The following is an 18487-nucleotide window of genomic DNA, read 5'->3' on the forward strand; positions in this document are numbered from 1 at the left end:
GCCGGCCCGGAGCCGGCCGCGCGCCCCCGGGAGATCGTCAACGCAGGTCGAAAGCCCGGACGGTGGTCTGCTTGACGGTGTTGCCCGCCTCGTCCCACGCCTCGACCTTGAGGGTCACGGCGCCCTTGGTGGCGCCGAGTTCCGGATAGCGGGTCCGCGCGGTGTAAACGCCGTCCTTGCCGCGCTGCACGGCGACCGACGTGTACGTGGCGCCGTCGTCGGTGCTGGCCCACAACTTCAGACCGGCGATGCCGGCCATCTTCGACGCGGACGGCGAGTGGTAGGCGGACACCGTGAAGGAGTGCGTACGCCCGGCGCGCACGCTGTTGGCGGCGTCCAGCGTGTCGCCCAGGTCGTAGCCGACGAACACGACCGGAGCCGGCCGGCAGGGCTGGGCCGTCCCGTACAGCGCTTCCAGCGAGCAGAACGAGCCGGGCAGGCGCTCGGTCCCGACCGGGACGGTGAAGGTCCACTCGGTGTCGTGCCGGTCATTCCTGGCGGTCACCCGGTAGCTGCCCGACTGCTTCGGCAGGGTGAAGACCGGCAGGATGGTCGAGCCGCCGGCCTCGGCGCGCGGGATCTCCCGGCCGTCCCTGTAGAGACGCACGTCGAAGCCCGGTTTGGTCAGGTCGTTAACCGGCCAGTAGCCGCCGCTGTACTGCCTGGTGCCCGGGGAGCCGTAGCTGGGCTCGAACTCCGCCCACAGCTTGTCGCCCTGGACGCACATCATGCACCGGAAGAACGCACCCAGATTGGCGCCCGGCCGGGCCAGCCCGTAAACCTTGGCCGAGCCGGTCGCGGCGCCGGGAGTGAGCGGCGTGGCCATCCAGGACCGCCGGACGCGTACCGGCTGGTCGAACACCTCCAGCGCCCACTGCGGGACGCGGAAGTCCGCCGGTGCGCCGCGCATCTCCTCCATGCCGTGCGACCAGAGGAGTCCGCCGTCGAGTGGCCCGACCCAGTCGCGGCGTTCCTGCCGGGTGAGCCTGGGGCCACCCCACCCGGCGAGGCTCGCCGACAGCGGCAGGACGTCGTCGGGCCTGGCCGCGTACCGCCAGTCGTCGTAGCGGTGCGGGGACACGACGTGGGCGTCCAGATCGACCCTGGCCAGGTCGTGCTCCTTGAACGTGTAGTGCAGTGAGCGCGACACCCGGCCCTCCTCGTAGGGGGCGAAGGTGTAGGTGTAGGGCGACTCCTCGGTGCCGGTCACCCGTACGGTCACCTGCCTGCCGCGGGTGAGCCGGTCGCGCAGGGCGAGCCCTTCCCGGGAGGGCAGGGACACCGTCGGCACGCCGATGGGTCTGGCCTCCCCGGTGAACGGGATCTGCGTGAAGCCCAGCGGGATCGCGCAGCCGGTCCCAGCCTTCGGGAAGTACGCGACCGCCGCCGCGCCGGCGTCACGGATCGGGCCGATCCGCTCGATCTGGACGCCGCAGGCGTCGCCGAACACGCCGCTCGACATCGGCGCCTCCAGCAGGACGAGCTTGCCGCGCAGGTCACGGCCCGCGAGGTCCTCGGGCCTGCCCTCGCCGACGTCGGCGACCTCCAGGTCCCGCGTCCCGGTGAACGGCCGGAAGTCGGGGAATCCGTCACTCTGCTCGTGCACCCCGGACGTGTTGAAACCGTGCAGCGCGGGGACCGGGTGCAGAGTGAGCTTGTCGCGCCCGCGCACGCTCATGGCGACCTCGGCCTGTCCGAGGGTGAAGCGGGTGTGGAAGCGGAAGGCGCCCTTGGTGACCTTCTCGGTGGGCAGCGCCCACAGCCGGGCGAACCCTCCATAGGGCGCGCGCGGCCAGGTGAACCCCATGTAGGAGCCTCCGTTGACCACGGTCCGCTGATACGCCAGGTTGGGGAAGTTGCTCAGCGGCTCGGCGGGCTCCGGGGTGTCGAACCGCACCTCGCTCAGCTTCCGGCCGTCGAGCGTGATCTCGGTGTCCCCCGTGACGTTGAGCTCCGGCACGGAGAGCATCGCCAGGTTGAACCGGTCGTCGTCGCCGACCCACTCGACGAACTGCGCCACGCTGATGACGCCCTGCGGGACGCGGACGACCGTGGTGCCCTCGGCGGTCACGGAGACGCCGCCGATGACGCCCTTGTCGCCGGAGACGTCGATGGTGTCCTGGGCCCAGGGCGTCAGCGGCTTGCCGTCGCGGCCCAGGGTGTGGATGGTGAGCGTGGCCTTGGGCGCCTCGCGGACGACGCCCACGGGGGTGCGCAGCCGGACGCCGTCGGCGGTCGCGGTGACGGCGCCGGTGTAGTTGTCCAGGCCGGTCAGGGTCTTGGGGTCGACGGTGACGGCGGCGGTGGCGGTGCCTCCGGCGGGCACGGTGAGCGTCGTCCCGCCGAGGCGCAGCCCGCCCTCGACCGCGCCGCCCGCCGACCCGCGCAGGTCCGCGGCGAGCGTCAGCGTGACGGGCGCGCCGCCCAGGTTGGTGTAGGTCACCTCCCGGGTGGCGGGTTCGGCGCCGCTCTCGACCGCGCCGAAGTCGATCCCGCCGGTGGTGGCGAAGACCTGCTGCGTGTACGCCCTGGCCAGGTCGACCCGGCCGGCGCCCTGCTTGTACACGCTGAGCGCGTCGTCCTTGGCGGTCGACATGAGCGCGGCCTTGAGCTGCGGTCCCGTCCACCCGGGGTGGCGCTGCGCCATGATCGCGGCGGCTCCGGCGACGTGCGGGGTGGCCATCGAGGTGCCGTTCGCGGTGGTGTAGTGCTCGTCGAGCGGGCTGCCCAGGCTCGTACCGGCGGCGCGCGCCGCGGTGATGGCCACGCCGGGAGCGGCGATGTCCGGCTTCAGTCCGCCGCCGACGCGCGGTCCCTGGCTCGAGAAGGGGGCCCACGCGTCGTTCTTGTCCACGGCGGCCACGGTGAGCGCGGCGTCGGCGGTGCCGGGGGTGGCGACGGTCCCGGCCCCTCCCCCGCCCTCGTTGCCCGCGGCGATCACGAACAGTGCCCCGGCCGACGCGCTGAGGGCGTCGACCGCCTGGCTCATCGGGTCGCTCCCGTCACTGGGACCTCCGCCCAGGCTCATGCTGATCACCTTGGCTCCGGAGGCGGCGGCCCACTCCATGCCCTCGATGATCTGGGAGTCCTGGCCCTGTCCCTCGTCGGACAGCACCTTGCCGACGACCAGCCGGGCGCCGGGCGCGACGCCCTTGTGCCTGCCGCCTCCGCCCGCGCCGGAACCGGCGATGGTGGAGGCGACGTGGGTGCCGTGGCCGTGGCCGTCCCGCACCTCCTCGCCGGGGATGAAGGACTTGCTGTCGGCGATCCGGTCGGCCAGGTCGGGGTGCGTGGCGTCGATCCCGGTGTCGAGGACCGCGACCTTCACGCCGGTGCCGTCATGGCCGCCCGCCCACGCCTGCGGCGCGCCGATCATCGGGACGCTCTCGGCGAGGTCGGCCTCGACCTTGCCGTCCAGCCACACCTTGGCGATCCCGCCGCGCAGCGCCGACCGCCCGGCGAGCCCGTTCCCGTCGGGTACGGCCCGCACCGCGGTCCAGAAGGCGCCCGCCTCGGCCTTGGTGACCTGGAGCGCCGAGGCGTTGAGGCTTTCCAGCGTGAGCACGGGCTCGCTGGCGGGGATGGCCTCGGCCGCCGAGGCGACGGCCCTGTCGGTGTACTGCCCGGGATACTGCACGATGACGGGCAACTGCCTGGTCTGGTCGTCGGTGTAGCCGTTCTCGGCCAGGTAGGTGACGTTGAACAGCTCCGGGTCCAGGCGGCCCGCGTTGATGGCGGGCACGGCGTCGCTCGGGGTGACGTAGACCCCCTTCGGGGTGGCGAGCGTGGAGAGCTGGGCGGTGGTTCCATCGGGGCGCCTGCTCGACTCGGGCCGGACGGAGTACGTGCCGCCACCCGCGTCGCTGAGGCGCACCCGGTCGCCGGTGATCAGGGTGACCGTGCGGTCGCCCTTGCCGAGCCCGGTCAGCGCGATCGGGCCGGTGACCTGGCCGGTCGCCGGGGCGGCGGGCCCGGGTTCCTGGGCGGCCAGGGCGGGGACGCCGGGGACGGCGAGCGTGCCGAGGACGAGGGCCGAGGCCGCGAGGAGCGCGCCGGCGCGGCGGGGCCTGAGGGAGGGGGGATCATGCGGTGATCTGCGTGGTGACATGCGGAACTGCCCTTTCGGCTGCTGGGGGGTGATTCAGACGGGCTCGAACCCTTCGGGGGCGTCCTCAAGGGGTTCGACGGCCGGCTTCTCCGGCGGGGCCGCCGGTCCTTCCGGCGCTGGGTCGGCGCCGGCCGGTTCGCCATCGGGGGAATCGGTTTCGGACATGCCACAAGCCTCGTTCGCGTCCCCCGGCGGGGACTATGGGTAGGCCACCCCATTCGCGGTGCCCGTACCGGGTGGGTCACTACGGGGGTCCCCGAGACGCGCGCCGAGCGCGGTACGGGAGCGCAGGCCGAGCTTGCGCAGCGCGGCGCCGAGGTGCTTCTCCACCGTCCTGGGCGAGACGAACAGCCGTCGGCCGATCTCCCGGTTGGTCAGCCCGGCGGCGGCCATTTCGGCTATCTCCCGCTCCCGAGGCGACAGGTCGTCGCCGTAGCCCTGCGGACCGCCGGGGTAGCGGCCCTTGACCGTCACGCCGTGCCTGCGGGCGAGCTGCGCGGCGCGGTCGAGGTCCCATCGGGCGGCCAGGTCGCGGAACGCCGCCATCGCCTCCACCAGCAGCTCCTCCGCCTCGGCGGCCCCGGCCGCGAACAGCCGTCCGGCCGCCAGCTCGCGGGCCTGGGCCGCCTCGTACGGCGCCCCCAGCAGGTCGTAGCCGGTCGCCGCCGCGCGGAACTCCGCCGCGGCCTCCGTGTCGTCCCCGATGAGATGGCCGCGCGCGTGCCCCAGCGCCGCCGGAGCCATCGGCGCGTCGAGGCCGCCGAGCTTCGCCGACAGGCGTTCCACCAGCGCGACCGCTTCGTCCCGCCGTCCCGCCGCCGCCATCGCCTCGGCCAGTGCGGGCAGCGCGCGCACCGCCAGCGGCCAGAGGCCCTTGGTCTCCCACACCTCGACGGCCGCCTCGGTCGCCGCGAGTGCGGTCCCGGCCTCGCCGCTCGCCGTGGACAGCCGCAGGAACGCCGCCGCCGACAGCGTGAGCAGCTCGTAGGCGCCATGGGCCAGAGCGTTCCCGGTGACCTCGGGCAGCTCGCGCCTGGCGGTGTCGACCTCGCCGCGCGCCAGCGCCAGGCAGGCCGCGACGATCTCGGCGCCCAAGCGGTCGTACGGCCGCCCGCCGTACTCGTCGAGCAGCAGCGCGGTCTCCTCCTCCAGGCCGTCCCAGCGGCCACGGCAGCAGGCCAGCAGCAGGGCGATCAGCCGGCAGCGCGACAGCGGCTCGCGTGACGACTCCTCGCCCGCGGCGCCCCGCATCGCCGCGTCCAGCAGCTCGGCGGCGACCTCGTAGCCGCCCGCGAGGCAGGCGTTCTCCGCGATGGACCGGTAGGCGCCACCTCCTGCCGATGCCGTGGGCGGCCGCCGGTCCTGCGGCGCACCTCCTCGGTCAGCGCCAGCCAGCGCGGATCGCCGTACCCGCTGAAGGAGGTCGCGACCTTGCCGAGGACGAACACCTCCTCGACCGGGTCGCCGATGCGCGGCGCCGTCTCCAGGGCCCGTTCCAGCCACACGACGTGCTCGGCCAGCGGCACGCCCGGGTCCATCGGCCTGCCGAGCGTCGCCATCGCCCACGCCGCGAGGTCGGGCCGGTCGGCGAGGTCGCCGACGGCGGCGGCGATCGTGCGGCGCTGCACGTCCGGGTCCACCCCGAGCCTCTCCTGAAGGGTGCCGACGAGGAAGTTCAGCTCTCCGCGCAGCGGGCCAGGCTGCTCCGTCTCCAGCGCCTGCGACAGCAGGTCGATGATCTGCGGAGGGCGCAGCACCTGGGCGGCGGCCCAGCCCAGGCGTGCGGCCAGGCGGCCCCGGCGGTCCGGGGCGTGCGGCGCGTGGCGCAGCACGTCCTCCAGTATCCGCACCGCCTCGGCGTCGTCGCCGAGGCGGGAGGCCAGCTCGGCCGCCCGCTCGGCGGCCCCGACCCAGTCGGCCAGCCGCCCGGCCTGGCGCAGATGGTGGGCCTCCTGGCCGAGCGGCACCGGGCTCAGCATCCGTACGGCCGCCGCCGCCCGCGCGTGCAGCTCCTGCCGCCGTCCGAGCGGGATCGCGCCGTAGATCGCCTGCGCGGCCAGGACGTGCCGGAACGCCACCGCGCCCGCCTGCTCGGCCAGCAGCCCGGACACCAGCAGCTCGTCCACCCCGGCCACGGTCTCGGCCCTGGGCAGCCCGGACACCCGGGCCAGGTCCGCCGGACGCGCCGGCGCCTGTAACACCGCCGCCGCCTCCGCCACGGCACGCGCCGCCTCCGGCAGCCGCGCGACCCGCTCGCGCACCGAGTCCCGCACGCCCGGCGGCACGTCCAGCTCCGCCACCGCTTTGCGCGCCCACCGTCCGCTGCGCAGCCTGATCAGTGCGCCCCGCGCGCGCAGCAGCGCCATCAGCTCCTGCACGGCCAGCGGCAACCCCGACGACAGCTCGTGGAGATGCGCGCCGAAGTCGTCGGTGACGCCCGGCTCCCCGAGGATCGCCGCCGCCAGGTCGCCGGTCTGCGCGACGTCCAGCGCCTTCAGCAGGATGTGATCGTGGAACACCGCGTCGGCGGGCCGCCCGGTCACCTCCCTGACCTCCGTGCCGGCCTCCTCACCCCGGTAGGTGAGCACGACCGACAATCCCGGAGGCGGCGCCGCCAGCGCGTAGGCGAGGAACTCGACGGTCTGCTCGTCGGCCCAGTGCAGGTCCTCCACGACCAGCACCACCGGGCCGAGCGCCCGCAGCACGTCGGCGAGCCCGCGGAACAGCCGGTGCCGTTCGGCGGCGCGATCGTCCAGCGGCTCCAGCGCGGGCGGTAGCACCGGCGCCAGCTCGGGCAGCAGGCCGCGCAGCGCGCCCGCCACCGGCGACAGCTCGGCCCGCGCCAGTGGCTCCTCGGCCCCGCGCAGCGCCTCCACCAGCGGGCCCAGGGGGAACGGCTCCCGGATACGCCGGGCACCCCCGCACAGCAGCAGCCGATCGGCCGTCCCGGGCCGCGCCGCCAGCTCCGCCAGCAGCCTGCTCTTGCCGATCCCGGCCTCGCCTTCGAGGACCACCACGGCGGGCGGCCGGCTCACCGCCGCGGCCAGGCGGCGAAGCTCCTCCTCGCGGCCGACCAGGACCGGGGAGATCACCCGTCCCTCGACCGTGTCGCCGTTGGCCATCGAGATCGCCTCCGCTCACCTGCCCCTTGCTGCGATCATTCATACAGCAACCGGCCCGGCGGACATCCTGGCGGGCCGCGCCTTCCGCACGAGGCCGCGGGGCAAGGCGTGAAAGAAATTTCCCGACCGGCTGAGAAGTACTGATCCACTTCTCGTCGATCCGGAGCATCCATGCGTTTGAGAACGAGAGTCGGTGCGGTTCATCACCGACGAGAGCGGCGGGCGGTTGCGTGTCGTGCCGAGTGACGCGATGCCGCTGCTGAACGCCGGGCGGCTGGACGCGCGGCTGTTCGACGTGACCACCCTGCTGGAGTACGGCTACGACGATCGGCGAAGGGATCTCCCACCCGTCGTCACCGGGGCCGCTCAGCCCCGGACGCCGGCCGGAGCCTCGAACGGAACGGCGCTGGCCGCGGTCGGCGGGTTCGCGGTGCGGGAGGAGCGGGCGCACGCCTCCCGTTTCTGGAAGGACCTCACCGGAGGGCTCCCGCAGATCGGGGCGCCCGCGGCCTGGGCGAAGGGCTTCACCGGGGAAGGGGTCAAGGTCGCGGTACTGGACACCGGGATCGACGCCACCCATCCTGACCTGGCTGGCGAGGTGAGCGGCCGGCAGGACTTCACGGATGAGCCCGACGAGCGTGACCTTGTCGGGCACGGCACTCACGTGGCCTCCACCATCGCCGGGAGCGGTGCGGCGTCCGGTGGGCGCTACCGTGGCGTGGCCGCGGGCGTCACGCTGCTGGACGGCAGGGTGTGCGCGTCGCGCTTCTGCACCGACTCGGCGATCCTGGCCGGCATGCAGTGGGCGGCGGAGCAGGGCGCCCGAGTGGGGAACATGAGCCTCTGCATGCCGGGCACACCCGAGCAGGACCCCCTGGAGCAGGCGGTCGAAGCCCTCAGCGACCAGCACGGCACCCTCTTCGTGATCGCCGCGGGCAACGGCGGCGGCATCCACTGCGCCACCCAGCAGATGCCCAAGCGGAACTGAACATCCCACACCCCCGCCGAATCGGCCTCCACGGGGAGGAGGCCGCACGCCAAGTGCTCACCTGCCTGATCGCCTCAGGCTGTTCAACGACCGCGTGCTCAGGACCCGGGCAGCTCTGGGGCGGTCGGGGTGTTGTGGCGCTGGTAGTGGCGTGCGGCCCGGGCGCGGTTGCCGCATGACGGCTTGCACCACTCCTGCCGCCCGTGGCTCTTGACGAAGTAGCGTACGCAGCGCGGCGCGTTGCAGGCCCGCAACTGCTCACGCTGCGGACCGCTCAGGAAATCGATGGCGGCCCGCGCCAGGGCCGCGATCAGCTGGACGCTCGCATCGCGCTCGGTCGACAACACCGCCGTACGGGGTGTTCCGCTCGCGGGCCAGTCGAGTTGCGGGACGATCGCCTCACGGGCGGCAGCCGCGTTGAGGTGCGCCAGCGCCTGCTCGACCGGCATCAGCCGGTGGGCGTCGGCCCGGCTCGGGGGCGCCGGGCTGACCGCTTGCGCGAACAGCGCCCGCACGGCCCGGCGGAGCCCGACGATCTCGCCCCTGAGCTCCTCGCCCACCGTGAGCTCCGCGACGTCGACGCGGCCGGCCAGCAACTCGGCCTGCTGATGGATCCAGCGGGTCGTGCTCTGCGCCGTCGCCAGGTCGTCGGCGACACCGCCGTTGCCGTCGTGGCGGATCGTGCTCGCCAGTTCCAGTGCCGGCCAGCGCTCCACTCGAACCTCCCGGTTGCTCACGGCCTCTTCCGTACTCTATGGTCCCTAACGCTAAATCCCATTTAACCATTAGACAGCTTGGGGGATCGCACGATGACGTTGCTCTTGGCCCAGATCAGCGACCTGCACCTTGACGGCACCGAGAGGGCGACCCGGCGCGCCACCCAGGTCATGGACCACCTGAGGGCGCTGCCCCGCCCGGTCGACGCCCTGCTGGTCACCGGTGACATCGCCGACCACGGCGAGGAGGCCGAGTACGAGCAGGCCGCCCAGATCCTGGCCGCCCCCTTCCCGGTGCTCACCTGCCCCGGCAACCACGACGTCCGCCCGGCCTACCGCAAGGCGCTGCTGCGACAGCCGTCCGCGCCCGGCCCCGTCAACCGGGTGCACCACGTCGCCGGCACCGCCATCCTGATGTGCGACTCCACCATTCCCGGGCGCGACGAGGGCCGGCTCGACGCCGAAACCGTCGCCTGGATGCACGCCACCCTCGACGGACTCGCCCCGGGCACGCCCGCGCTGATCGCCTTCCATCAGCCGCCCGTCGTACTCCACCACCCGCTGCCCGACTCAGGGCGGCTGGAGGCGCCCGGCGACCTGGCCGCGCTGCTCGACGCCCATCCGCAGGTCGTCGCCGTGCTCACCGGCCACGCTCACACCGCGGCCGCCTCCACCTTCGCCGGTCGTCCCTTGATCGTCGCGCCGGCCGTCACCTGGACCCTGCGCCTGCCGTGGGAGGGCGACCAGCCCGCCGACCGCGACCAGCCGCCCGGCCTCGCCTTCCACATCCTGGACGACGACCACCGCCTCACCACCCACTTCCGCGTCGTGCTCCAGGCATGACGCACACGTACGCGGTCACGGCGTTCCTCCTGGCGATCCTGCCCGTCATCGCCACTCCGGGCGCCAGCCTGACCCTGCTCATCCAGCACGTCACGGCCGGTGGTCACCGGCAGGCCCTCCCGATCATCCTCGGTACGGTCAGCGGCCTGTACGCCCACGCGACCCTGGCCATCGCCGGACTGTCGGCCCTGGTCATGCACTCCAGCCAGGCCTTCACCATCGTCAAACTCCTCGGGGCGGCCTACCTCGTCGGCCTCGGCCTGTGGACCTGGCGCTCCACCACCCTGCCCCCGCCTCCCCCGCTGACGGAACGGCCGAGGCGTACCGGCTCCGTCTACACCCAGGCCCTGCTCGCGAACGTGCTCAACCCCAAGGCGGCCTCCATCTACCTGACCCTGGTCCCGCAGTTCATCGTGCCCGGCCGTCCTCTCAACGGGCAGATCCTCACCCTGGCCACCGCCCATGCCCTGCTGATGGCGGTGTGGCTGCTGACCTGGACGGCCCTTGTTCGCCAAGGGGCGTCCATGCTGCACAAGGCCCGCTTCAGGCGTGCGGTCGGCAAGGTGACGGCGGTGGTGCTGGTCGTCCTCGGTGTCCGGGCCGCCACGACGTAGGCGATGCCGCGGTTGGCGGCGCCTTCCGGCTGCGCCGCCGGGGCTCTCTCACCTGGGAGGACGCTTGCTGATCCGCGGCGCCCGGCTGTAGGAAGGCGATATGTCCGTCGAAGGCGAGCGCCCGGCCGCCGGCCACAGGGTGGAGGACGCCCTGTGGGCGGCCCGCAAGTACTACCTGCACGGTGTCACCATGGACACGATCGCCCGGGAGCTCGGCGCCTCCCGGTCGACGGTGTCCCGGCTGCTCGCGTACGCGCGGGACGTGGGCCTGGTCGAGATCCGCGTGATGCCGCCGCGCTCGCGCTCCACGCGCAGCGAGGCGGATCTCGCCGGCCGCTACGGCGTGCACGCGCACGTGGTGCCGGTGCCCGCCACGGCCTCGACGGTCGAGCGGCTGGAACGTTGTGCCGTCTACACGGCACGGCTGCTCACGTCGGTGTTCGACTCCGACATGATCATCGGCCTGTCGTGGGGCACGATGGTCAACGCGATCAGCCGCTGCCTGGTCCCCAAGCAGACCGCCAACTGCCAGATCGTGCAGCTCAACGGCCTCGGCAACGCCCGCACGACGGGCATGCACTACGCGGGCGCCGTGCTGACCGCGTTCGGGGCGGCGTTCGGCGCGTACGTCCAGCAGTTCCCGTTGCCGCTGTTCTTCGACTCGGCGCGTACCAAGGAACTGCTGCTGGCGGAGCGGAGCGTGCGGCGGGTCGTCGAGCTGCAGCAGAGCGCCGACGCCGTGCTGTTCAGCGTCGGCACCGTGACGGACGGCGTGCCCAGCAGCCCCTACCTGAGCGGCTACTTCCTCGACGAGGCCGACTTCGCCTCACTCAGGCAGGACGGCGCCGTGGGCGACATCGCCACCTCGTTCTACCGCCTGGACGGATCGCACGAGGGCGTCAGCTTCAACGCCCGGACGAGTGGACCCGACCTCGACCAGCTCCGGCAGGTGAAGCACCGGATCTGCGCGGTGTCGGGCGACCACAAGGTCGACGCCCTGCACGCGGCCCTCGCCGGCGGTTACGTCACCGACCTCGTCATCGACGAGATCACCGCGCACGTTCTGCTGGAGCGCCATCCGTGAGCGCGGACGACGCCTCGCCGCCCTCGGCGTCCCCGCCGCCGAGGGGGACGTCGCGGCCGTCCTTGACGCCCAGCGCGCCGACGATCGCGATGGCGCACATCACCACCATCAGCGACGAGATCGCCCAGGTGCCCTGAGTGCGCGCGGTCAGGAAGGCCGCGATGAACGGCAGCGTGCCGCCCGCCGCCGCCGCGGCCAGTTCCCGGCTGGCCGCCACGCCCGTGAAGCGCATCCTGGTCGGGAACTGCTCCGGCAACATGGACGCCTGCGCCCCCAGCATCAGGTCGTTCGCGAATGTCAGCACGAGGACCATGGCCAGCCACACCAGCATCGGGTTCCCGGTGTCGAGCAGCCAGAAGAACGGGAACGCCGCGGCGGCGCACAGCGTGGCCCCGGCGATGAACACCGGTCTGCGGCCGAACCGGTCGGACAACGCGCCGGACAGGGGCAGCGTGACAAGCTTGACGGTGTTGGCCACGAGCAGGCCGCCGGTGGCGACCGCCGCCGCCAGCCCGACGTTCCCGGTCACGTAGGAGAGGGCGTAGACGCTCGGGATGTACGTCGCGACGTTCGGCCCGACGCTGACCAGGAAACCCTTCAGCAGCGACCCCGGAGCCTCCCGCAGGACCGCGACGACGGGCGCCGCGCTGCGCTCACCCGCCTCGACCGACTCGGTGAACGCCGGCGTCTCGTCGACCCGCGACCTGATGTAGAGGCCGATCGGCAGGATGAGGATGCTGAGCAGGAACGGCACCCGCCACCCCCAGCTCAGGAACGCGTCCTGCGCCAGCCAGGTGAACGGGGTGAACACCAGGGTGGCGAGGATGACGCCGAGCGCGTTGCCCGTGGGCGGGATGGCGGCGAACAGCCCGCGACGGCCCGGAGGGGCGTGCTCGGCGGCCATCAGCGCGCCGCCCGCGTACTCGGCACCGGCCCCGAGCCCCTGGGCCACGCGGAGCACGACCAGCAGCATCGGGGCGGCGACGCCGATCGACTGGTAACTGGGGATCAGGCCGATCGCCGTCGAGGAGATCGCCATCACGGTCAGCGTCACGACCAGCACGAACCTGCGGCCGTACCGGTCGCCGAGGTGGCCGAACAGCAGGCCGCCGACCGGACGGGCGAGGAAGCCGACCGCGAACGTGCCGAGCGAGGCCAGCGTCGCCGCGAGCGGGTCGCCCTTGGGGAAGAACACGCCGCCGAAGACGAGCGCGGCCGCGGTGCCGTACAACATGAAGTCGTACCATTCCAGCGCGGTCCCGATCGTGCTCGCGGAGACCACGCGGCGGATCATCGGGCCGCCCCTGACCGGTCGCCCGCGACAGCGAGCCGCTCGGCCTGCGGGCCGAGGTAGGCGCCCTGCTCCAGCAGCCGCCGCTGGAGGCCGGGCACGTCCACGAGCCGCGGCGCGGTGCCGGCGGCGACGGCCATCGCCGCGCCGAGCCCGGCGGCCTCGCCCATCGCGAACGACGGCGGCATCACCCGTACGGCGGCCAGCGCCTCGTGCGTCGCCGAGACGCAGCGCCCGGCCACAAGCACGCCGTCGAGCTCCGCCGGGACCAGGCTGCGGAACGGGATCTCGTAGATGTTGGCGGTGGGCGGGATGCCGTCCTCGAACGGCCCGTCGCCGCCGACCGGGCTGTGGATGTCGACGGGGTAGCCGGCCACCGCGATGACGTCCTCGAAGTGTCTGCCGTCGATGAGATCCTCCAAGGTCAGGACGTACTCGCCGACGATACGCCGGCTCTCGCGCACCCCGACGGTGGCGGCGGTGTCGAGCAGCTTGGCCTCCTCAAGGCCCGGCAGGTTCTCGTGGAAGAAGGTCATGAGCCGGCTCACCTGCCGCCGGCCGAGCACCTCGGCGCGGGTCAGGTCGCCGGCGTCGGTGCCGTTCATGCCGAGCACGCGTGTCGTGTTGATCCGCCAGACGCCGGGCTCCAGCGTCCTGAACAGCTGGACGCCGCGGCGCGGGATCGGGAACCGGCCCTCCTGCCGGGCCCGCTCGACGATGCCCTGGTAGGGGAACAGCTCGTCGGGGTGGGCGTCCTGGTAGGCCCGTACCTTGGCGTCGTCGACGTTCGAGACCCGGAAGAACACCGTCATCGGCTGCACCTCGCCGTCGGCCGCGCGGCCGTACTCGAAGGCGGCGCCGCCGCGGGCGGCCACGTCGCCGTCGCCCGAGCAGTCGACGGTGACGGTGGCGGGCAGGAGCGCGAGGCCGCTCTTGTTCGCGACGACGACGCCGGTGACCCGGCCGTCGGCCACGACGGTGTCGGCGACGAAGCTGTGCAGCAGCAGCTCGACCCCCGCCTCCAGGCACATCTCCATCGCGGCCTGCTTGGCCGCCTCGGGATCGAACGGCGTGACCGCCTCGTGCCCGAACACCATGAACCCGGAGTACTCGCTCCCGGACTTCGTCCGCGAGGGGTGGACCGCGCCGCCGGCGTCCTCCATCCTGCGGACGAACTCGTCGAAGATCCCGCGGACCAGTTGCGTGCCGCCGTCCAGGGAGAACGACGTCATGCACGGGCCGACGAGCCCTGCTGTCAGGTTGCCGCCGAGGAAGCCGAACCGCTCGACGAGCCGTACGGAGGCGCCGGCGCGCGCGGCGGCGACGGCCGCGGCGATCCCGGCGGGGCCGCCGCCCACGACGAGCACGTCGGTGGCATCACTGATCGGGATGTCGCGCGAAAAGCGGAGGGTAGTCACAGGCACTCCTTCAGTCAGTGCTGGGGTGTCGCGCCACTGTGACGTGCCTGTGAACGGATGGTCAACAGACCTGCACGAACGTGCACGATGCACGTTTCGCACCTTTTGTCGGGGCCGAGTCGCCGGTCCAGATTCCGCGTGGCGACCACCGGCATCGCGGGCGTGCGCGACGTGAGCGGGCACGCGTGACGCCGATGCTGTCGGAGTCGTCGCCGGCGAAGGTGCTTCATCTCGTGATCGGCGTCGACGGCTGTCTGCCGGGTCCTCGGATCCGATCCTCTGCCCGCGGACCTCCTGTCGGCCACGTCGACGCCGATGGCGCGCCCGTCGGGTTCTCGCCCGTGAAGGCCGTCGATGGCGACCTGTTCATCGTCACGAAGCCGTAGCTCCGGGAGCGGCCTGTGCCGCCGTCCCGCATGATGCCGACCTCGGCCCGAACGGGCGGCATCACCGCAGGTCACGGTGTGTCCGTCAGGGAACGTCGTCCTCGACTTTCAGGGTGTTCGCCCGCACATCTCCGTGGCCTCGACATGGTTCGAGCCGCTCTGAGCTGAACCAGTGCACGTCCGGGGCGCTGTTCCCGCCTCGCAGGTCGAAGGTGAGTGGTGATTGGCGCGTAGCGGCGGCGTGCGAGCCTGTGCCCGCTACTGCGCGAGCTCCCTTCGGTCGAATCTCGCCGACGACCGTCCGGCCGGCCGGTCGTCGGACAACGTGTCGGCTATGTCAATCGGTCGTGCCGGCGTGCACGGCGATGATTCGCCAGCCGTGCGTGTCGTCGTACAGCCAAGTACGGGTGTAGCGCATCCTGGCCGCGAACGGCGCCCCGGAGACGGTGCCTTCGATGGTGCCGAGAAACCACGTCACCCCGGTGCGCCCATCGACGAGCACGGTCAACTCCTCCTCGGCCACCCTCGTCACCACCTGCGTCCGAGTGCGGTGCAGCTCCAGATCGTCCGCCTTGGTGGCAACGTTCGCACCGAAGGTGAAGATCAGCCGATCATCCAGCAGCCGATCCAGCGCCTCTACATCTCCAGCGAGCTGCGCGGCCTGGAGCCGGCGCTCGGCGTCCCTCAAGTCCTCCATCATGAGGCCCACCCTCCCAGCCGGCGCCGCATCCGCGCCAGGACGTTCACGCTCGGCTGATCTTCGCAGTCCCATCCGGGGACTCCGGTCGCCGGTGAGTGGGTGTCAGGTTCAGAAGGCTTCCCGACAGCTCATTCGCGCATTCACGCCCGGCCAGGACACCGCCTGGCCCAGCGCGGCGAGGACCGCGGCCAGTCGGCCATCCAGCGACCCGCTGAGCTCCAGCACCGGGATGGACTCCCAGGCGCTCAGCGGGTCGTCATGGACCAGGTCCAGCAGCGCGTCATTCACCCGCGAGCGGAGCACGTGCATCTCCGCAGCCGGCAACACCCGCTCTATCTCCGCTGTGACCGGCTTGACGATCAGCAGGTCAAGGCCCGCAAAGGCGGCCCGGAGCCCTGCGGTTCCGGCCTCGCCCGAGGGATCGGCGCCGATCGCGGCCAGGTACGCGAGGTAGTCCAGTGGTGTCCGGTCAAGACGACCCCGGCTGCCGACAGCGGCGAGGTCATACTCTGCACCGAGCGCGCGAGCATGGCCCGGTAGTCCTCCAAGGACGGGGGGAACCCGAACTCGTACCCCTCCTCCTCAAGCAGGTAGTACGGCTCGTCGACCACCACGTGGCCCGGCAGGTGCTCGCACAGCGCCTCGGCCAGCGTCGTCTTCCCGGTCCCGTGCGCGCCGGAGATTCCGACTCTCATCCGCGGCTCCTCGCTTCCCGTGAAGGCTGCCGCGGCGATTCTACGGCCACCGAAGATCCGGCTTGGTTCAGCGTACGGGCGCTCGGGTCGACTTCGCGCAGCAAGGTCACGCAGTAGATCTCGCCGAGGGGGTTGCCTCGGTCGCCGTACGGCGACAGCTGCCACCGGAACGGCGTCAGCCCTTCGATCGTCATGTCGCGATCTTGGCAGGCCCTGCCGACATGGTCAGGCCCACTTCACCCTTCCGCGCTCCTGGTGGCGGCTCTGCCCGTGTGACGGGACGATCACATGTCGGAACATGGCCCGGTCCAATCGGATTTACAGCGCAAACGGCTATTTATGGAGCTGACAAAAAGGTGGATTTTATCGCCGGAGGTTTGTAAGGCGCGGCTAAGGTGATCCACATTCACCCCAGGGAACCCCCCGACTGGAGGCCCTTTGTCAACCCATCGACGGGCGGTGCCCGCCGTCCTCGTCGCCGTGGCCTGCGCACTGAGCGCGGGCGCGGCGGACGCGTCGGCTTCGGCGGCGCCGGTGAGCGTCGTGGTGCCCTCGACCAACGACGTGTTCATCAGTCAGGCCGCGCCGGAAACCGTTTACGGCAGCGCCGAGTGGATGTCGGTCTGCGTCAAGACCTGCAACGACGCCACCAATGCCGAGCGCCGAGCTCTTATGCAGTTCAAGGTCTCCGGTGTCCCGGCCGACGCCCGGAACGTCAAGCTGACGCTCCAGGTGCGTTCGACCCGCACCACGGACACCACCGTCAGCGCGCACAAGGTCACCGGCACGTGGTCGCAGACCACCACGTCCTGGACCAGCAGACCGGCGTTCGGCACGGCGCTGACCACCCGCACCGGTTTCACCGCCGACACGTTGGCGGAACTGGACGTCAGCGAGGCCTACGCCGGCAACGGCAGCTACTCCTTCGGCCTGACCGCGTCCAAGGGCCCGGTGGCGGTGCTGTACTCCTCGCGCACGACCGGCAAGGGACCGAACCTCAAGGTCACCTACACGCCCGCCGCCACCCCGACGGCTACCCCGACCACCAGCCCCACCCCCACGGCGTCTCCGACCACATCTCCGACGGCCTCCCCCACGGCCTCCCCGACGGCGACGGGCAGCGTGCCCTGCCTGCCGTTCGACAAGCCGGCCGCCTCGACGCTGCGCTCCTACGACAAGAAGGTGTTCGCCTTCTACTTCCCGCCCTATCCGCTGTCCATCGACAACAAGGACCCGGCCAAGGACCAGTACGCCTCCTGGCTGGACCCGGCCGGCTCCAACGGCATGTACGCCGGGCAGGGCGGCCACTCCCGCGACCGGCCGCTGACCCGTCCGGTGCGCTCCGGCGACTGGCGGCAGGCGGACTTCGAGGTCGAGGTGCGTCAGGCCATCGCCATGGGCCTGGACGGCTTCATCTACGAGCACCACACCTCGACCAGCGACCAGCGCTTCAACCAGTTCCCCAAGATGCTGGCGGCCGCCAAGGCGGTGGACCCCGGCTTCCGGATCATGCTCAGCCCGGACTTCCCGACCACCAAGGGCGCCGCGCCCGACAAGGTGATCTCCGACGTCCTGATGGCCAAGGGGCACCCGTCGCTGTACAAGCTGCCCGACGGGACGATCCCGCTGGCGCCGTTCTACCCCGAGCGTCAGAGCCCGGCCTGGTGGGACACCGTGCGCGAGAAGCTGGCCGCCCAGGGCATGAAGACGGTGCTGGTGCCGATCTTCCTGGACTGGAGCGGCTCGGGCAAGACCGAGTGGAACGACTCCGTCGCCGGCTACTCCTCCTGGGGCGTCCGCTGGCAGAGCTCCACGGACGGCTACCGCAAGTCCGGCATCGAGGCGGCCAAGCGCGGCAAGTTCTACATGGCCCCGGCCGCCCTGGAGGACGTCCGCCCGCGTGACAAGCGCTACTGGGAACCGTCCAACAGCGGCACCCTGCGGCAGTCGTTCGTCAAGGCCATGGAGGGCGACGCCGACATCGTCAACCTGCTCACCTGGAACGACTACGCCGAGTCGTGGCTGGCACCGTCGGCCGAGCGCGGCTACGCGCCCGCCGACGTCGTCGCCTACTACACGACCTGGTTCAAGACCGGCAAGGAGCCCAGCGTCAAGCGCGACGCCCTGTACTACTTCCACCGCAGCCACCGCACCGACGCGCCGTTCGACGCCTCCAGGCAGACCATCGGCGCCATCTCCATCCCCTACGGTGACGCGGCCACCAACAACGTCGAACTGCTCGCCTTCGTCAAGGAGGCCGGCACCCTGACCATCAAGCAGGGCACGGACGTCCAGACCAAGGAGGTGACCGGGCCGGGCATGGTGTCCTTCAAGGCGCCGATGGTGCCCGGGACGACCCCCGTCTTCGAGTTGAAGCGCAACGGCAAGGTCGTCCAGACGGTCAAGAGTGACACCCCGATCGTCAAGAGCGTCGTCTACCAGGATCTGATCAACCACGCAGGCGGCGGCGTCCCCTGCTCGCGCCCGCTGTAGCGCGCCGCCTCCCGGCCCGTCCCGGGGCC

The 18487-nt window shown here is 72.1% G+C and carries 17 protein-coding genes; 6 read left to right on the forward strand and 11 right to left on the reverse strand.

The window, feature by feature from the left end; translation table 11 throughout:
* Nucleotides 1-37: 37 nt before the first annotated feature.
* The 4 genes from AB0J97_RS45810 to AB0J97_RS45825 are packed head-to-tail and all read right to left on the reverse strand — an operon-like array spanning nucleotide 38 to nucleotide 7230.
* Nucleotides 38-4108, reverse strand: coding sequence for a S8 family serine peptidase (locus AB0J97_RS45810; protein ID WP_364101995.1), 4071 nt, complete (start codon nucleotides 4106-4108; stop codon nucleotides 38-40).
* A 33-nt stretch (nucleotides 4109-4141) separates the two neighbouring features.
* Complete coding sequence (locus AB0J97_RS45815) at nucleotides 4142-4273, reverse strand: hypothetical protein (RefSeq protein WP_357703855.1); 132 nt, start codon at nucleotides 4271-4273, stop codon at nucleotides 4142-4144.
* Between the two features lie 33 nt (nucleotides 4274-4306).
* Entirely contained in the window at nucleotides 4307-5359 is a 1053-nt protein-coding gene (locus AB0J97_RS45820; RefSeq protein WP_364101998.1) for a LuxR C-terminal-related transcriptional regulator, read from the reverse strand.
* The gene (locus AB0J97_RS45825) at nucleotides 5302-7230 is read right to left on the reverse strand and encodes an AAA family ATPase (RefSeq protein WP_364102001.1); all 1929 of its coding nucleotides are present in this window, start codon (nucleotides 7228-7230) and stop codon (nucleotides 5302-5304) included. Before AB0J97_RS45825 ends, AB0J97_RS45820 begins: the two co-directional genes overlap by 58 nt.
* A 193-nt stretch (nucleotides 7231-7423) precedes the next feature.
* Here AB0J97_RS45825 and AB0J97_RS45830 point away from each other — a divergent pair, with 193 nt between their 5' ends.
* Complete coding sequence (locus tag AB0J97_RS45830) at nucleotides 7424-8218, forward strand: S8 family serine peptidase (RefSeq protein WP_364102004.1); 795 nt, start codon at nucleotides 7424-7426, stop codon at nucleotides 8216-8218.
* A 98-nt stretch (nucleotides 8219-8316) separates the two neighbouring features.
* Here AB0J97_RS45830 and AB0J97_RS45835 read toward each other — a convergent pair whose 3' ends face one another.
* The gene (locus AB0J97_RS45835; protein ID WP_364102007.1) at nucleotides 8317-8955 is read right to left on the reverse strand and encodes a CGNR zinc finger domain-containing protein; all 639 of its coding nucleotides are present in this window, start codon (nucleotides 8953-8955) and stop codon (nucleotides 8317-8319) included.
* A 72-nt stretch (nucleotides 8956-9027) separates the two neighbouring features.
* Here AB0J97_RS45835 and AB0J97_RS45840 point away from each other — a divergent pair, with 72 nt between their 5' ends.
* From AB0J97_RS45840 to AB0J97_RS45850, 3 genes are all read left to right on the forward strand, one after another.
* Nucleotides 9028-9777, forward strand: coding sequence for a metallophosphoesterase (locus tag AB0J97_RS45840; protein WP_364102010.1), 750 nt, complete (start codon nucleotides 9028-9030; stop codon nucleotides 9775-9777).
* Nucleotides 9774-10391: a LysE family translocator gene (locus AB0J97_RS45845; protein WP_364102013.1), complete on the forward strand. Its 618-nt coding sequence runs from the start codon at nucleotides 9774-9776 to the stop codon at nucleotides 10389-10391. The genes AB0J97_RS45840 and AB0J97_RS45845 overlap by 4 nt, the downstream gene beginning before the upstream one ends.
* 100 nt (nucleotides 10392-10491) lie before the next feature.
* Nucleotides 10492-11475, forward strand: a complete 984-nt coding sequence (locus AB0J97_RS45850) for a sugar-binding domain-containing protein (RefSeq protein WP_364102016.1) — start codon at nucleotides 10492-10494, stop codon at nucleotides 11473-11475.
* On the opposite strand, the gene AB0J97_RS45855 is transcribed toward AB0J97_RS45850, so the two are convergent.
* Both AB0J97_RS45855 and AB0J97_RS45860 read right to left on the reverse strand, forming a co-directional pair.
* A complete protein-coding gene (locus tag AB0J97_RS45855; protein WP_364102019.1) occupies nucleotides 11441-12769 on the reverse strand; it encodes an MFS transporter in 1329 nt (442 codons plus the stop codon). The genes AB0J97_RS45850 and AB0J97_RS45855 overlap by 35 nt on opposite strands.
* On the reverse strand, nucleotides 12766-14184 hold the full coding sequence (locus AB0J97_RS45860; RefSeq protein ID WP_364102022.1) for an FAD-dependent oxidoreductase: 1419 nt from the start codon (nucleotides 14182-14184) through the stop codon (nucleotides 12766-12768). Before AB0J97_RS45860 ends, AB0J97_RS45855 begins: the two co-directional genes overlap by 4 nt.
* A 185-nt stretch (nucleotides 14185-14369) precedes the next feature.
* Here AB0J97_RS45860 and AB0J97_RS45865 point away from each other — a divergent pair, with 185 nt between their 5' ends.
* Complete coding sequence (locus AB0J97_RS45865; protein WP_364102025.1) at nucleotides 14370-14570, forward strand: hypothetical protein; 201 nt, start codon at nucleotides 14370-14372, stop codon at nucleotides 14568-14570.
* Between the two features lie 337 nt (nucleotides 14571-14907).
* On the opposite strand, the gene AB0J97_RS45870 is transcribed toward AB0J97_RS45865, so the two are convergent.
* The 4 genes from AB0J97_RS45870 to AB0J97_RS45885 all read right to left on the reverse strand — a co-directional run bounded on the left by AB0J97_RS45870 (nucleotide 14908) and on the right by AB0J97_RS45885 (nucleotide 16159).
* The gene (locus AB0J97_RS45870; protein ID WP_357703870.1) at nucleotides 14908-15270 is read right to left on the reverse strand and encodes a nuclear transport factor 2 family protein; all 363 of its coding nucleotides are present in this window, start codon (nucleotides 15268-15270) and stop codon (nucleotides 14908-14910) included.
* 108 nt (nucleotides 15271-15378) lie between these two features.
* Entirely contained in the window at nucleotides 15379-15579 is a 201-nt protein-coding gene (locus AB0J97_RS45875; RefSeq protein WP_364102028.1) for a hypothetical protein, read from the reverse strand.
* A gap of 50 nt (nucleotides 15580-15629) precedes the next feature.
* The gene (locus AB0J97_RS45880) at nucleotides 15630-15965 is read right to left on the reverse strand and encodes an AAA family ATPase (protein ID WP_364102031.1); all 336 of its coding nucleotides are present in this window, start codon (nucleotides 15963-15965) and stop codon (nucleotides 15630-15632) included.
* A complete protein-coding gene (locus AB0J97_RS45885; RefSeq protein WP_364102034.1) occupies nucleotides 15962-16159 on the reverse strand; it encodes a hypothetical protein in 198 nt (65 codons plus the stop codon). The genes AB0J97_RS45880 and AB0J97_RS45885 overlap by 4 nt, the downstream gene beginning before the upstream one ends.
* Before the next feature lie 244 nt (nucleotides 16160-16403).
* On the opposite strand from AB0J97_RS45885, the gene AB0J97_RS45890 reads away from it, so the two are divergent.
* Entirely contained in the window at nucleotides 16404-18458 is a 2055-nt protein-coding gene (locus AB0J97_RS45890) for an endo-1,3-alpha-glucanase family glycosylhydrolase (RefSeq protein WP_364102037.1), read from the forward strand.
* The last annotated feature ends 29 nt before the right edge of the window (nucleotides 18459-18487 follow it).

Source organism: Nonomuraea sp. NPDC049607, from assembly GCF_040675375.1.
GTDB lineage: Bacteria > Actinomycetota > Actinomycetes > Streptosporangiales > Streptosporangiaceae > Nonomuraea.

Coding starts and splice junctions, on each gene's coding strand:
- AB0J97_RS45870 (WP_357703870.1), bottom strand. CDS start 15,270: ATGATGGAGGACTTGAGGGACGCCGAGCGCCGGCTCCAGGCCGCGCAG.
- AB0J97_RS45840 (WP_364102010.1), top strand. CDS start 9,028: ATGACGTTGCTCTTGGCCCAGATCAGCGACCTGCACCTTGACGGCACC.
- AB0J97_RS45880 (WP_364102031.1), bottom strand. CDS start 15,965: ATGAGAGTCGGAATCTCCGGCGCGCACGGGACCGGGAAGACGACGCTG.
- AB0J97_RS45855 (WP_364102019.1), bottom strand. CDS start 12,769: ATGATCCGCCGCGTGGTCTCCGCGAGCACGATCGGGACCGCGCTGGAA.
- AB0J97_RS45885 (WP_364102034.1), bottom strand. CDS start 16,159: ATGACGATCGAAGGGCTGACGCCGTTCCGGTGGCAGCTGTCGCCGTAC.
- AB0J97_RS45850 (WP_364102016.1), top strand. CDS start 10,492: ATGTCCGTCGAAGGCGAGCGCCCGGCCGCCGGCCACAGGGTGGAGGAC.
- AB0J97_RS45820 (WP_364101998.1), bottom strand. CDS start 5,359: ATGCGGGGCGCCGCGGGCGAGGAGTCGTCACGCGAGCCGCTGTCGCGC.
- AB0J97_RS45825 (WP_364102001.1), bottom strand. CDS start 7,230: ATGGCCAACGGCGACACGGTCGAGGGACGGGTGATCTCCCCGGTCCTG.
- AB0J97_RS45810 (WP_364101995.1), bottom strand. CDS start 4,108: ATGTCACCACGCAGATCACCGCATGATCCCCCCTCCCTCAGGCCCCGC.
- AB0J97_RS45815 (WP_357703855.1), bottom strand. CDS start 4,273: ATGTCCGAAACCGATTCCCCCGATGGCGAACCGGCCGGCGCCGACCCA.
- AB0J97_RS45875 (WP_364102028.1), bottom strand. CDS start 15,579: ATGCACGTGCTCCGCTCGCGGGTGAATGACGCGCTGCTGGACCTGGTC.
- AB0J97_RS45845 (WP_364102013.1), top strand. CDS start 9,774: ATGACGCACACGTACGCGGTCACGGCGTTCCTCCTGGCGATCCTGCCC.